General features: G+C 59.7%; 13 protein-coding genes. 7 read left to right on the top strand and 6 right to left on the bottom strand.

Features of this window, described 5'->3' with window-relative positions; genetic code table 11:
- Window positions 1–3: 3 nt before the first annotated feature.
- The gene (locus ACX80D_RS10885; RefSeq protein WP_459322681.1) at window positions 4–711 is read right to left on the bottom strand and encodes a 4'-phosphopantetheinyl transferase family protein; all 708 of its coding nucleotides are present in this window, start codon (window positions 709–711) and stop codon (window positions 4–6) included.
- Window positions 712–766: 55 nt separating this feature from the next.
- Here ACX80D_RS10885 and ppk2 point away from each other — a divergent pair, with 55 nt between their 5' ends.
- Entirely contained in the window at window positions 767–1651 is an 885-nt protein-coding gene (gene ppk2, locus ACX80D_RS10880; protein WP_459322680.1) for a polyphosphate kinase 2, read from the top strand.
- 566 nt (window positions 1652–2217) lie between these two features.
- Here ppk2 and ACX80D_RS10875 read toward each other — a convergent pair.
- The gene (locus ACX80D_RS10875) at window positions 2218–2760 is read right to left on the bottom strand and encodes a CGNR zinc finger domain-containing protein (protein WP_459322679.1); all 543 of its coding nucleotides are present in this window, start codon (window positions 2758–2760) and stop codon (window positions 2218–2220) included.
- Window positions 2761–2786: 26 nt separating this feature from the next.
- Here ACX80D_RS10875 and ACX80D_RS10870 point away from each other — a divergent pair, with 26 nt between their 5' ends.
- Window positions 2787–3014, top strand: a complete 228-nt coding sequence (locus ACX80D_RS10870; RefSeq protein ID WP_459322678.1) for a hypothetical protein — start codon at window positions 2787–2789, stop codon at window positions 3012–3014.
- Between the two features lie 137 nt (window positions 3015–3151).
- Here the strand turns inward: ACX80D_RS10870 and ACX80D_RS10865 are convergent, their stop codons facing one another.
- From ACX80D_RS10865 to pheS, 3 genes are all read right to left on the bottom strand, one after another.
- Entirely contained in the window at window positions 3152–4459 is a 1308-nt protein-coding gene (locus tag ACX80D_RS10865) for a DUF2254 domain-containing protein (RefSeq protein WP_459322677.1), read from the bottom strand.
- Between the two features lie 219 nt (window positions 4460–4678).
- On the bottom strand, window positions 4679–7222 hold the full coding sequence (gene pheT, locus ACX80D_RS10860) for a phenylalanine--tRNA ligase subunit beta (protein ID WP_459322676.1): 2544 nt from the start codon (window positions 7220–7222) through the stop codon (window positions 4679–4681).
- A 5-nt stretch (window positions 7223–7227) separates the two neighbouring features.
- Entirely contained in the window at window positions 7228–8322 is a 1095-nt protein-coding gene (gene pheS, locus ACX80D_RS10855) for a phenylalanine--tRNA ligase subunit alpha (protein WP_459322675.1), read from the bottom strand.
- 150 nt (window positions 8323–8472) lie between these two features.
- On the opposite strand from pheS, the gene ACX80D_RS10850 reads away from it, so the two are divergent.
- The 4 genes from ACX80D_RS10850 to ACX80D_RS10835 are packed head-to-tail and all read left to right on the top strand — an operon-like array spanning window position 8473 to window position 10899.
- Entirely contained in the window at window positions 8473–9105 is a 633-nt protein-coding gene (locus ACX80D_RS10850; RefSeq protein WP_459322674.1) for a hypothetical protein, read from the top strand.
- The gene (locus ACX80D_RS10845; protein WP_459322673.1) at window positions 9102–9680 is read left to right on the top strand and encodes a hypothetical protein; all 579 of its coding nucleotides are present in this window, start codon (window positions 9102–9104) and stop codon (window positions 9678–9680) included. The genes ACX80D_RS10850 and ACX80D_RS10845 overlap by 4 nt, the downstream gene beginning before the upstream one ends.
- Window positions 9677–10258 carry a hypothetical protein gene (locus ACX80D_RS10840; protein WP_459322672.1) on the top strand — a complete coding sequence of 194 codons (582 nt, stop codon included), beginning with the start codon at window positions 9677–9679 and terminating at the stop codon, window positions 10256–10258. Before ACX80D_RS10845 ends, ACX80D_RS10840 begins: the two co-directional genes overlap by 4 nt.
- 2 nt (window positions 10259–10260) lie before the next feature.
- Entirely contained in the window at window positions 10261–10899 is a 639-nt protein-coding gene (locus ACX80D_RS10835) for an SIMPL domain-containing protein (protein ID WP_459322671.1), read from the top strand.
- Between the two features lie 99 nt (window positions 10900–10998).
- Here ACX80D_RS10835 and ACX80D_RS10830 read toward each other — a convergent pair whose 3' ends face one another.
- Entirely contained in the window at window positions 10999–12495 is a 1497-nt protein-coding gene (locus tag ACX80D_RS10830) for a long-chain-fatty-acid--CoA ligase (RefSeq protein WP_459322670.1), read from the bottom strand.
- 321 nt (window positions 12496–12816) lie between these two features.
- Here ACX80D_RS10830 and ACX80D_RS10825 point away from each other — a divergent pair, with 321 nt between their 5' ends.
- Window positions 12817–14034 carry an Rv2578c family radical SAM protein gene (locus ACX80D_RS10825; protein WP_459322702.1) on the top strand — a complete coding sequence of 406 codons (1218 nt, stop codon included), beginning with the start codon at window positions 12817–12819 and terminating at the stop codon, window positions 14032–14034.
- The last annotated feature ends 57 nt before the right edge of the window (window positions 14035–14091 follow it).

The following is a 14091-nucleotide window of genomic DNA, read 5'->3' as shown; positions in this document are numbered from 1 at the left end:
GCACTAAAGACCGTAGCGCACAGCCACGGCAGCGGCGAACCCTTCCGGCAAGCCCACATCTTGGGGCACCAGCTCCCAAACCTCGGTGACAACGCTGCCTTCACCGAACTGATTTTCTTCCGGGAAGGCCGGGATGTGCGCTGGCTCAGTGCGCAACCCCCATCCGGAGGACTTTGCCAAGGCTTCCTTGCGCGCCCAGGCATTGGCCCGCCAGGCATCCTGCGCTGCCGGGGCAACCCGGGCCAACAGGGACTTTTCAGCAGGACTGAGCGCGACGTCGTCGAACCCTTCAAAACCCACTTGCGCACGGTGCTGGACGTCAACTCCTAGCGGAACGCCGACGCCGGGAACCGTCGCCACCAGCGCCCACCCGTGGCTCCGCGACAAGCTGATTGACACTGCTGCTGGCACTCCGCGCAGCAGATAGCCGGGCCGGCCATGCGAGGGCAAAGGATTCGGCCCGCATTCGGGGCAGGTGTAATCGACTACCAGTTGATCAGGGCTGACGGCCAAAACCTCGGCAGCCATGAGCCGTTGCACCACACGCCCGGCCAGAAAATCACGGCGCGTGGTGGTCTTGTCAATGGCATCAGCTCGAGCCCGCTCAGCGGCATCGAGTAATGCGAACAAGCTCGAATCAACGGCCGCCAGCTCGAAGGCGCGCGTAATCATCACGCCGCGTATGAGACCTCCGCCACTGTGTTTGTTCACCCGAATTCCACCCTTTGTTCGCTTTGCGTAATTACTGCCACTTTAGGATCGAGCCATGATTCGACCCATTCCGGACTTCACTGGCTTTACCGTTGTAGACAACGACGACGACGATCCCGTCTTGTTGGCCCCCGACGGATCTGCCGTGGATACGTGGCGCGATGGTTATCCCTATGACTCGCGGATGGAACGGGACGTCTACGATATTCAAAAGCGGTTGCTTCAAATTGAACTGTTGAAACTGCAGCAATGGATCAAGGCTACCGGGCGCAGGGTGGTGATCTTGTTCGAAGGCCGCGACGCTGCCGGCAAGGGCGGGACCATTAAGCGCTTCACGGAACATTTGAATCCGCGTGGAACCCGCGTCGTAGCGCTAGAGAAGCCCACCGCGCGCGAGTCCACCCAATGGTACTTCCAGCGGTATGTGGCCCATTTGCCCAGCGCCGGGGAGATGGTGTTGTTTGATCGTTCTTGGTACAACCGCACGGGTGTGGAGCGCGTCATGGGCTTTTGTACCAAGGCGCAGTATGACGAGTTCATCCGTCAGGCACCGCAGTTTGAACGCATGCTGGTCAATGACGGCATCACGGTGATCAAGTTCTGGTTCTCGGTCACCCAAGCTGAACAACGGACCCGTTTCATCATCCGCCAAGTGGACCCCGTGAGGCAGTGGAAGCTCTCCCCTATGGATCTGGCCTCGCTAGATAAATGGGACGGCTATACATCTGCGAAAGAGCGAATGTTCAAGCGAACGGACACCCGCCATGCGCCCTGGACAGTGGTTAAATCCAATGACAAAAAACGGGCTCGGCTAGAGGCCATGCGCCATGTGCTGAACTTGTTTGACTACACCGGCAAGGACCATGAATTGGTGGGTGTGCCGGACCCACACATCGTGGGCCCGGCATCAGATGTGGTGGGCGAAGGTGAGGAATTCTAGGGTTGCAAGCCGCGCAGCCTACCACCGGTGAAGGAATCAACTGATCGGTAGTTAGCCACGTTGAAGGCCGTGTAACTACCGATCTCGGGGCTAACACCCGAACATGTTTGGGCCGCCGCGCCCTTCACTCTCAAGACCCGTAAATGGGGCGGCCAACAAACCCATCGACCAAGAGTGTGTCACCAAGCAGGAAACCGCATGCGCAAGTGTTCGTCATTGAGCCTGGGCTCCGACTCATTCGTCTCATGCTTCCGGGAAGATAAGGCCCATCCCCTCTTCGATCCCATCGACCTCATTACAGTTAGTGGCGGTGTGGTCCAGGGATGCTGGTGCCGCAACCCCGCTGGTAAAAACAGATGGTCCGGAACTTTGCTGCCTCGTGACGCCTCCGATATCCGTCTCTGCCTAGGGAACGACCGGGACCGCCCTGTCAATAGAGGAGCGGCACGCGGTTAGGGCTTCCACTGGATTCCCAATAGATCTTGGCATTTCCTTGGGGCAGCCAACCATGCTCACGCGGTAAGTTCTCTTCAGTCATTGCCCAGCACTATGCTCCGGGGCCTAACTCAGCTGGATGGTCCGCTGCGGGCCCGATGTCTACGGACAGCAGCGCGATTATTGCAGCGCACCGAGCAATATTGCTGACGCCCATTGCGGGTTACATCAACAACTACAGCGGTGCAGGGATCACCTGGCGCCTGCCCGGCGGCGCATCGCGAAAGACGGTTCATGCCACGGGTACTCAGATGCAGGGCTGTCCCAACACTGATCACTGCTCGTAATACGTGAGGCAAAGTCTGGCTCTCATCCCTGTAATGCAGGTGCCAACCCTCGTTATCGTGTGCGGTCAGCCGGGGATATGCACTCGCGGCGGCCATCTGCGCGTTCACCAAGGCCGCTCTAGCCGAGTCATCCGGGGCATCAATGATCTCCAGCCAATCATCGATCACACGGCGGACAAGAGCATGATCACCGGGCATATCCGCAAAACTCATGGTCATGCCGAACTCACGAGTTCGCGCAAATATGCCAGCGCGATCCGCCGGAAAGTCATTGGCAAGAGACCCCGCAAGCAGGACCGCATATTCTCCGTAAGGGTTGAGATGCATAAGACCATTACACCAGAGTTGATGTTATGACCATATTTACTTCATTCAAAGCCGTCACTTCAACGACGATTCGCACCCCCAGCATGCAAACACACCAGCACCTCTGGGAGGTTGAATCGAGCCACAGGACCTCACAAGGACGGCTGTTGTATATGAAATGCTCCGACGAGTGTTCTGCCCGCAGGGTTGACCTAGTGGTCCTCTTGGACACCACTCCCACACCGTTGAGCAAAGTGGTTGACGCGGAGCAGTGAACAGCTCAAGGCCAAGCGCGGGGTTTGCGGGACAACCAGAGAGATCCAATCATCACCGGCAAGACGGGGACTACAGGCGAAATCTCAGCCCATTTCTAGGAGGTTGACGGACTCGCACGCCACCTCTGTGTAAGGAGCTAGGCGCCCAAGCAAACTAGACGAGCCTGAGTGATACTACTAAGGATTCTCTTGCGGTCTCGTGCTATTACATCGGAGCCTTGAACGGAATCGTCCAAGTCTTGGAGGAAGTCTAGGAAGGTGGTGCTGTGGCGGTGGTCAGAGTCGTTGGCAGCTAGGCCTCCGATGGCCGTTGCCAAGCTGACGGCGACTTTCGGGTCCTGGTGACCGTAAACGCGGATGGGTGTGAAAGCAGTGTCTAGTAACTCCGAGAAGTCTGGAAGATCCAGGGTAGCTCCGGTGTTGGTAATGGCATCCAGACAGAGCATCGGGACGCAGTCGCGGCCTAGGGCCCGGACCAGAACCGCGGACGCTTGGTGGATGGCATGGATGGCGGTGGTGGGGTCGTTAGTTCCTGGGGAAAGCGCCCGGGCTGCTACATCTGCCAGTTGACTCAGTGAGAAGGAGGTGTCCATGAGCTGGGTGCGCTCGGGCCCCAGCGTGACCCAGGCGTTGACTTGGGCTGCAACGTCGTTAAGGTCCTCTTCCGATAGGAGCGGACCTTCCAAGACCGCCAGTGTGTTGCCTTCCAAAACATAGTCCCCAGGCCGAGGGATGAGGTGGATGGTCAGACCTCGATCCTCACCCAATCCTGCTATGACCTCGAGCTGGATAGAGGTGAGGAACCCGCTTTTGTTCGACTTCAGAACCGTCTGGGGTGAGGCAGGGAGCGAACGCCCGGACCCTGAGCCAACCGGCGGGTAGTAGCGTTCAACGGCCAAGACGGCGCTGTTGCGCAGACGGTCGAGGATGTTTTCCGCGCGAATTTCCCTGGCAAGGTGCGCTAGGAAGAACACGAGTGCCGCAATGCTGCCCAATCCTAAGATGAATGCCAAGGTCACTGAGAGGTGTGGAACGAACTCTGGGGAGACATCGGTAGATCTAATGGTCCGCAAGACCATCAAGGAGTATGTGAAAGTGCCCAGGAATACTGCCAGCGTCCAGTGCACTACACGGTCCGAGGAGAACGTCCGGAGCATACGGGGCGAGTATTGGCTGCTTGCCAATTGCAGCGTGAGGACCGTCAGCGAAAAGGTCAGTGACGTCACGGTCATGATGCTCGCGGAGATGGTTGTCAGCATGCTGCGAGCCGCATCGGCTCCCCCGCCCAACATGAAGGAAGTCCATGGCGCCGCGAGCTCATCCTGCCTTGCCTCCAGCCACGGAAGAACAACGCCGAGACTGATCCCAACGACCACAGCGAAGAACGGCAACGGCCACAATTCGTGGCGGAGGGTATCGCGGAATCGTGACCAAGACCTGATCATGGGCGCGCACGGAGAGATTGAGCGGGATTCAAAGGGAGACCTTTTCTTTTGGGGCAAAGTGTTTGATCAATTGTTGTCCCGCCATCGAGGGCCGTCAACCAGACCCTTGACCGGCTGGTGGCAGCCGCGGAACGAAGAGGGCCCCGTCCGTTTGGACCAGCACAATGCTGGCAAAACTGACGGGGCCCTCTTGCGCGGGCAGCACTAGCGGGAGCCGGCTTAGCGCTGGGTCGCGCCGAATCGTTCCGCGGCAAGCTCCACGGCGGATGCCCTCGCTGCCGATGCTTCATCGGAAGTCAGGGTCCGGTCAGTGGCGCGGAAGCGCAGGCCGAAGGCCAACGACTTTCGGCCCTCGGGAATCCCTGCTCCCTGGTACTCATCAAACAGCGTCACGTCTTCGAGCAGCTCGCCAGCGCCTTCGCGCAACGTCTCCAACACGGTTGCGGCAGCAATCTCGGCAGGTACTACCAACGCAACATCCTGCGTAGCCACCGGAAAAGTAGAGATAGGCTTGGCCACAATGACGTCAGCCGCAGCGGCAAAGATCTTCTCTGCGTTGATTTCCATGGCTACCGAGCGGGCCGGCATGTTCAACTCGCTCAACAGCTTCGGGTGCAGTTCGCCAGCATAGCCAACCACTTCCCCGGTGCGCAGCGAAAGCTCGGCTGCACGGCCAGGGTGGAAGGCCTGGTGTGAACCCTGCGAGACGATCAGTTCCACACCCACCACATCGGCTACCAAACGGGCGGCGTCAACGGCGTCGGCCCAGTCCCAAGCACGGGGCGCATGGGCGGGTGCAGCTGGTGAATCCTTGCCCGTGAACACGGCAGCCAAGGTGAGCGGCTGGTACGGAATACCGTCATAGAGGCCATCCAAAACCTCATCCGATGGCTTCACACCCAGCGGCGGGATCGATGCAGTGCCCATAGAATCTGACGGCAAGAACACCAGACCAGATTCAAACAGCGCCAGATCATGGAAACCGCGTGAGTGGTTGCGCTTGGCAATCTCAATCAAACCCGGCAGAACAGACGTGCGCAGGAAGCCGAACTCTTCGCTCAGCGGGTTGGCCAACTTTACTGCAGTGCGCACGGCACCAGCTTCAGCAACACCAAAGGTGTCATTGGAGGCCTTCGAGACGAAAGGGTAAGCCAGGATCTCGGTCAAACCAGAATCTGCCAGAGCCTGTACCGCACGGCGGCGCTGCTGCTGCGCGCGTGAGTAACCACGGCCCGGAGGTGCCGTGGGAAGCGTTGACGGGATCAGATCGTAACCCACCAGGCGGGCAACTTCCTCCGTCAGATCATCCTTGGTGACCAAATCATGGCGCCAAGAAGGGGCTGTGACGGAATACCCGCCGTCGACCTTTTCCACCTGCGCACCAAGATCTGAGAGTGAACCCATGATCTGGGACTGCTGGAATTCAATGCCGATGCGCCCCGAGGTGTAGCCCGACGGCAGGAACACGGGAGCAGAAGCCACCACGGTATTGACGTCGGTGGAAGTGGTTTCCTCCGTGCCGCCAGCCAGCTCAACCAACAAGTTCACCGCACGCTGTGCGGCAATGTCGGCAACAGCCGGGTCAACGCCGCGCTCGAAGCGCTTGGAGGCTTCGGAGGGAAGTTTGTGACGACGGCGCGAGCGGGCAATGGAGACTTCTTCGAAGTGCGCAGCTTCAATCAGCACAGTGTTGGTGGCGGAGGTGACCTCGGTGGAGGCACCTCCCATGACACCGGCAACACCAATGGGGCCGGAGGCATCGGTGATCAAGAGGTCCTCGGCGTCTAGCTTGCGAACCTTGGCATCGAGAGTCTTCAGCGTCTCACCGGCGGCGGCGCGGCGAACCGTGATAGCGCCGGACAGCTTGTCTGCATCGTAGAAGTGCAGCGGCTGGCCCAGTTCCAACATGACGTAGTTGGAGATGTCCACGGGCAGGGAAATGGAGCGGATCCCGGCAAGGCGCAGACGCGATGACATCCAGGTGGGAGTTGGCGCAGCTGCGTTAATTCCGCTCACGGTGCGCGCCACAAAGCGGTCGCAGCCAGCCTTGCCGTAGATGGGGGCTTCGTCAGCAATGATGACGGGGTGGCCCTCGCCGGAGGAGGCGGTCACCGAAACCAGCGACGCCGGATCCGTGAACACGCTGTCTGTGGCGTGCGCATACTCTCGGGCGACGCCGCGGATACTGAACGCGTAGCCGCGGTCCGGGGTGACGTTGATTTCGGCGGCTTCGTCGTTGAGGCCCAGGAGAGCCAAAGCGTCGGTGCCCACTTCTGGGTCAAGACCCAAAGTGGAGAGCACCAGAATGCCGTCGTGGTCTTCGCCGATGCCAAGCTCTCGCACGGAGGCGATCATGCCAGCGGACACGTGACCGTAGGTCTTCCGCGGGGTGATGCGGAAGTCTCCAGGCAGCACGGCGCCGGGAAGGGTGACAACAACCTTGTCCCCCACCTCGAAGTTGTGCGCACCGCAGACAATGCCCTGCACGCCGGAGGGGTCAATGCCGTCAATGTCCAGCGTTTGGGTGGCACCCTCGGGCACCACACGGACGGAGCACCAGTTGATGGTTTTGCCGTTGGACTGTGCCTCGGGTTCCTTCGTCAGGACCTGGCCCACCACAATGGGGCCGCTGATCTCATCGGAGGGGCGGTGCACATCTTCTTCTTCAAAGCCAACCTTTACTAGGTCGGTCATTACGTCTTCGGCTGTTGCGCCAGCCGGTACCTGCGCGTATTCGCGCAGCCAAGTCAGTGGAATACGCACTTGTCTTAGATCTCCATCCCAAAGTGTTCGCTGAATCGTACGTCGCCCTCGATCATGTCGTGCATGTCGCCTACTTCATTGCGGAACATGAGAGTGCGTTCAATGCCCATACCGAAGGCAAATCCGGAGTACTCCTCCGGGTCAATGCCGGCAGCGCGGAGCACGTTCGCATTGACCATGCCGCAACCACCCCACTCGATCCAGCGCGGGCCACCCTTGGCACCCGGGTGCCAGATGTCCAGCTCGGCCGACGGTTCGGTGAACGGGAAGAAGTTGGGGCGCAGGCGGATGCTGGCTTCCTCGCCAAACATCTGACGGGCAAAGTGCTCCAGCGTGCCGCGCAGATCCGCCATGGACAGACCCTTGTCGATGGCCAGGCCCTCGAACTGATGGAATACCGGCGTGTGCGTGGCGTCGAGCTCATCGGTGCGGAAAACCTTGCCGGGGCACAATACGTAGACGGGCAGTTCGCGCTCCAACAAGGAACGGACCTGCACCGGTGAGGTGTGGGTGCGCAGCAGCAGGTGAGCCTCGGGCGGCTCCACGAAGAAGGTGTCCTGCATTTCGCGGGCCGGGTGGTCCGGGGCAAAGTTCAACGCATCAAAGTTAAACCATTCCGATTCCAGCTCCGGACCTTCGGCGATTTCCCAGCCCATGCCCACGAAGATGTCGCTCACGCGGTCTTGCAGGGTGGACAACGGGTGGCGAGCACCGGCGCGACGACGGCGCGGAGCGGCCGTGACATCCACGGTCTCCTCCACGAGAATGCGTGCGGCATCTTCGGCCTCGAGCACCTCCGTGCGGGCTGCGAGCGCTTTGGCAACGCGGCCGCGGGATGCGCCCATGAGCTTTCCGGCGGCAGCCTTAAACTCCTTGGCGAGACCTCCGATTTCACGGTTGGCAAGGCTCAGCGGCGACTTTTCACCGGTGTGCGCCAGGCGTGCAGTCTTCAGCTCATCCAGGTTGGCTGCGGCGGCAATGGCTGCGAGCGCATTCTCAACGGCTGCACCAATGGCGGCTTCATCGAGGGGATCCGGGACTGCTGCGGGTTCAATGGTTGGTTCGGGCATTTCTGCCGTCGTGTGGGGCATCTGGGACATCTACAGTTTTTACCTAAGCTCGTGTGCGAGTAAGCGGCGGGGTAGCTCCTCCCGCCTGTTTCATTCTAGTTGACTGTATCCCTCAGTTTTGAATCGAAGCCATTTGCGCTGCTCTCCCGCTTCGGTACGCTGCTTGCTACGCTAACGGCTATGAGCCTTCTTCGCACTAGAGGTACGACGCCGGCCTTCCGCCGTGCGTGGTTGGCGAGCCTCGCGTTGGTGATGGGCCCTCTGCTTGCGCTGACGTTGAGTGGGTGTTCGCTGTTTCCCGGTGGGTCCGGTACCTACACGCCCGACGCCGCCGTGATCCAGGAAAAAGTCGACTGTCCCGGATCCACCGTGGGATGGCTGCCAGAACCGGCCAACCCGCCGGCGTCGGACGCGTTGGGGTCGGGCCCGACGGCCGAAGCATCCGAGGAGGCAATACTGAGCGGTTCCGTGCCGCAGGGATTTGTGCCGGTTCACGTCATTCGCTGCTCCCTGGTTATCCAGGACCCCATTAGGGATTTCACCCAGCTGCTCCAAGAAGAGCATTTTGAGGGCGATTACGCCGATTTACTGGCAGCGCTGGCACAGCCCAGCGATAAAGGCGGAAGTGGTCCTTGTACAGCCGACATGGAGATCATCCCGCCACTGTGGATGGTGGATGCGCAAGGCCGCGCCATTCAAGTTCAGTGGCCGGTGGATGCTTGTGGGAAAACCCGTGGCAAGCCAGATACGTCGAAGGCGCTGGAGAAGCTGAGCGTTGGCCAGGTTATTGAGCATCGGCGGCCGCTCCCATGACCCTTCGTCGCCGCAGAAGTACGACGCCAGACCCCCGCCTTGCGCCGTCACCCCGCTCGGAGTTGGCTGCTGCCGGGCTTTTGACAGCCGGTCTTCTGACAGTCGGGCTGCTACTCTCAGCCTGCACTACGCCACGGACATACCTGCCTGAACCGGCCGCATTGCAGGATTCCGTCGACTGTTCAACGTCCACGGGCTGGGAACCGGCCGCCTCGAATCCAGCCGCGTTACTCAAAGGACGGGTTCCCAATGGCTTTGTTCCAGTGGATGTAGTGCGCTGCTCCATTGATTCTGACTCAGGAGCAGTGACGGAGGAGCACCTATCCGGCGACTACACTCCCCTACTGGCAGCATTGGCAGTGCCTAGCGAACGCGGAGGCCCCATAAACTGTCTGGACTATGGAGAAATTCTGCCGGGCATCTGGCTGATCAATGCAGCAGGGCAGAGCGTCAACATCCAATGGCCCATGGACGCCTGCGACCATTCCAAACCCGACACTGCCACAGCTTTGGCCGCGCTGACCGTTACCAGCAGTACCCCCGTACCCATGGAAGGAATCGGGACCACATCATGAGCTCTCCTCTTACTCGGCTTACCCGGCTTACTCGGCTTACTCGGCCCGAGCGCATCCGTGCCGTAGCCAATGCTCTCAATCTTTCGACGGCGGCCGGGTTGCTGCTGGCAGGGCTGAGCCGCACCCGCGTTGAACGAGGCCCGCACGGGCTGGTTTTCGGAACCAACTACCAACCGACGCTACCGATTGCTGGCGCATTCACCGTGGGTAATGTGATCTTCTACCGAACAGACCGCGCCCACATCGATGCCCGCACTGATCTACTGGCCCACGAATCCCAGCACGCAACCCAATATGCGTGGTGCCTTGGTCTACCGTTCCTCCCCCTCTATGCAGCCTGCGCTGCGTACTCCCTGTGGCGCACCGGAGACCCTGGTAGCCGCAACTTCTTTGAACGCAACGCGGGACTGGCTTTGGGCGGCTATCGCGAACTGCCCACCATCGCTAGACTTCCCGGCCTAAGGGAGCAGCTGCGGAAACAATTGCGGCGCCTTGCGTTCGCTAAGTCACCAGCCAGTACAGGGGTACAGTATGACCCCGCACAGAACCAAGCTCTACAGAACCAGAAAGAGAAATAACTATGGGCCAGACCAGTAACTCCATCACCGTCACCGGGCACGGCACAGCCCAGAGCGCCCCGGACTTCTTCACCATCAACATCGGCATTGAAGCCTCACAGCCCACCGTACGAGACGCGTACTCTCAGGCGGGCGAAGCCCTCAACGCTGTGAATGCGAAACTACAGACGTTGGGTGTGGAGCGCACAGCAATTAGCTCCTCCACGTTGGATGTTCGCGTGGACAACCGCTGGCAAGAAGGAGTGGGCACGGTGGTTACTGGCTACACGGTCTCCAGCACCCTCTCAGTTTCGTTGCGCTACGATCAGGGCGCCCAAGACATCGTTGCAGCCGTCATTGACGTTGGCAACAATAATGTCCGGCTCAACGGCATGTCCCCCGTTGTTTCCGATCCCTCCGAGGCACAAGACAAGGCACGTGCCGCGGCCTGGGCAGATGCACGCCGCGCGGCCGAGCTGTACGCGCAACTTGCCGGACGCACCCTTGGCGCCCTGGACAATGTCTACGAAGGAAACATCTCCTCTAGCGGTCCGCGCCCCATGATGGCCCGCGCCGCCATGGTCATGGATAGCTCCATGTCCATTGAGCCAGGGCAAAGCGAGATCACCATCTCCGTACAAATCACCTGGTTGCTGAACTAAAAAATCAGCGCAAAACCTCAAGAGGAAGCTGTCACTAGCAGGCAGGACAGTGGCCCCGGCGAAAAATTACCCGGGCCACTGTCCTGCGAGGGCCAAGGGTCAAACGTTGATCTCGCGCTTGAGGATCTTCCCCGTGGGTCCCTTAGGCAGCGCATCAACGATCATGACCTTGCGCGGATACTTGTAAGCAGCCACCCGCTCCTTGACGAATTCTTGGATCTCCGCGGCCAGCGCCTCCGGATTCTCGGCACCAACAGCCCCCTCCTTCAGCGCTACCACGGCACACACTTCCTCGCCGTGGACGTCGTCGGGCTTCCCCAGAACGGCAGCCTCGGCCACGGCTGGGTGTTCGTAGAGCACTTCTTCAATCTCGCGCGGGTAAATGTTGTAGCCGCCGCGCAAGATCATGTCCTTCTTCCGGTCCACAATGAAGAACACGCCGTCTTCATCCTTACGTCCCAGATCTCCAGTGCGGAACCAACCGTCTGGGATGGCGGCCGCCGTCGCTTCGGGGTTATTCCAATACCCCTTCATGACGTAGGGCCCGGCCACAGCAATTTCCCCCACCGAGCCAGGTTCGACGTCGGCCCCTGACTCATCGATGACCCGCAGTTGCGCTCCGGTCACCGCGGTGCCCACGGAGCCTGGCTTACGGATGCCGTCGGTCTGGTTAAAGCTGACCACGGGCGAGGTCTCGGATAATCCGTAGCCTTCTAGCAAGGTGGCTTTGAACGTGGATTCAAATTCATGCAAAATTTCCACGGGTAGGGCCGAGCCACCCGACGCTGCAAGCCGCAGACTGCTCAGGTCATAGTTTTCCCGGCCAGGGGCCCGCAGCAGTGCAATGTACATACTGGGCACGCCTTCAAAAATGGTGACCTTGTCCCGGGCGATGATCTCCAGCGCCTTGACCGGATCAAAGCGGGGCAGCAGGGTCACGGTTGCCCCGGCCATCACCGCCGAGTTCAGCGCACAGGTCTGCCCAAAGATGTGGAAGAACGGGAGCCCACCGAAAATCACGTCTCCGTCCTTGCTACCAAAGAGTCCTACCGACACTTCAGCATTGCTGCGCAGGTTCTCATGCGTGAGCTCAGCGCCCTTGGGTTTGCCTGTCGTGCCAGAGGTGTACAGGATGACGGCGGTGTCGTCCTTGGCAGCCTCCGCCACGTCATGGCGTGGCTCAAGTGGGGCCACCAGCGCCATGAAGCCGGCATCGATGGATACTATCTCGGTACCTGTTTCAGCGGCCCCGGCGGCAACCTCGGCCATGACGCCTTCCCACGCGAAGGCCAAGGTGGCACCGGAATCCTGTAGATGGTAGGCCACTTCACGGGCCTTTAGGAGCGGATTTAGCGGAACAACAATTGCCCCGTAGCGCAAAATGCCGTAGTAGATAGGTGGCATCTGCGGCAGGTTTGGGGATATAAGCGCCACCCTGTCCCCCGCCTTGACGCCACGCTGCTCGAGCAACGCGGCCACCTTGGCACTGAGCACCTCGAGGGCGCCATAAGAAATTTCAATATCATCGAGTTTGATGACTACCCCACCCGGATTCCTTGCAGCTGAGGCGGGGACCATCGAGGCCAGATTCGTCATGGGTGCTCCTTTGTACGTGAACTGCCGTTGCTCGCATCGAGACCACAACCGTGTATGCCAAGAGGATCGGGCAGCAGGAGCCTCATCGCTCCTAGCTCCACCCTAATACCCCGCTATGTGATCTACGCCATAAGTTACCCGCGAGTAGACAAGTATTTCTCCCAGGCCCTAACCCTTGAGGTTATATAGAATATATGTTCTAATTTTGTTATGCGGTGGACACAGCAGGAACTTAACCAACCCCTCTTTCCCGAGCAAGGGATGGCCCAGTCTGGGATGATCAGCTCAGGCTTAACTGGGTCGAGTCAAGACGTGCGGGGCATGGCAGGTCCGGCAGCGAACGGATTACAAGCACCTCTGTTGCCCCTAGCCGGTTTGGTCAAAAGTGTTCAGACCCCCGATTTCGCTGGCATCACCTTTCACGAGGTGTTGTCTAAATCGGCGCTGAACAAGGTGCCGTCCAGCTCCACCATGCCCTTTGAATGGACAGTGAACCCCTACAGGGGCTGTTCACATGCCTGCGTCTATTGCTTTGCACGCAAGAGCCATACCTATCTGGATTTTGACCCGGGCGTCGATTTTGATTCTCAGGTTGTGGTGAAAGTTAATGTTGCGCAGGTACTGCGCAAGGAATTGTTCAAGCCCTCATGGCAGCACCACCACGTTGCGCTGGGCACGAATACCGATCCGTATCAACGCGCAGAGGGCCGCTACCAACTTATGCCGGGCATCATTAGTGCTCTCGCTGATTCTGGAACCCCGTTTTCCATTCTCACCAAGGGAACACTGTTGGCTCGGGATATCCCTACACTTCGTGCCGCGGGCCGGGACGTCAGCGTGGGGATGGGAATCTCTCTGGCCTTGTTGGATGAGGACCTAGCCCAGATCTTAGAGCCGGGCACACCATCTCCGAAAGCCAGATTGTCTCTGATTAGCAAGTTACGGGACGCGGGCCTGCCGTGCGGGGTCATGGCCATGCCAATCCTGCCGTGGCTCACCGATTCAGAGGAAGCCTTGGATTCACTTTTTGCGGCTCTAGCCCACGCCGGTGCAACAGGTGTCAGTGCCGGAGCGCTGTATCTACGTCCGGGTACCCGGGAATGGTTCATGCAGTGGCTGGCGCGCGAATACCCGTCCTTGGTTGGACGTTACCAACGGCTCTATGGTTCTGGCTCCTACGCTTCTAAGGAATACCGGCAATGGTTGGCGGCACAGGTCAACGCAGCCAAAGCCCGCCATGGATTCGGCAAGCAAGGCTTCATCCATGATCCCCGTCAGGAGGAGGCCCAGTATCCAGCCGGGAGCATGCCCACCGTACACAGCCAAGACAGAAACAACACAGGAAATTCAGGAAGCTCAGACACCTCAGACACCTCAGACAGGCTCAGGCCTTTGGCTGGCGGCGGATTCCGCGGCATCCCTTCGACAACAGCTGCCGAGACCGAAAAAACTCGGGTCCAGGCACATGCAGGTAAAACAAAAGCGGGGACCCCTCATGGGATCCCCGCCTCTACTGAGTTCGCACCCACCTTGTTCTAGGGCTTCTAGCCCAGTCCGCTGGAGGTACCGCTACGGCTAAGTGCAGCCGCAGGTCTA

The organism is Arthrobacter sp. Sr24 (assembly GCF_054511175.1).
The sequence above is the reverse complement of the archived record's forward strand: the minus strand, read 5'-3'. Positions and strand labels throughout refer to the sequence as shown.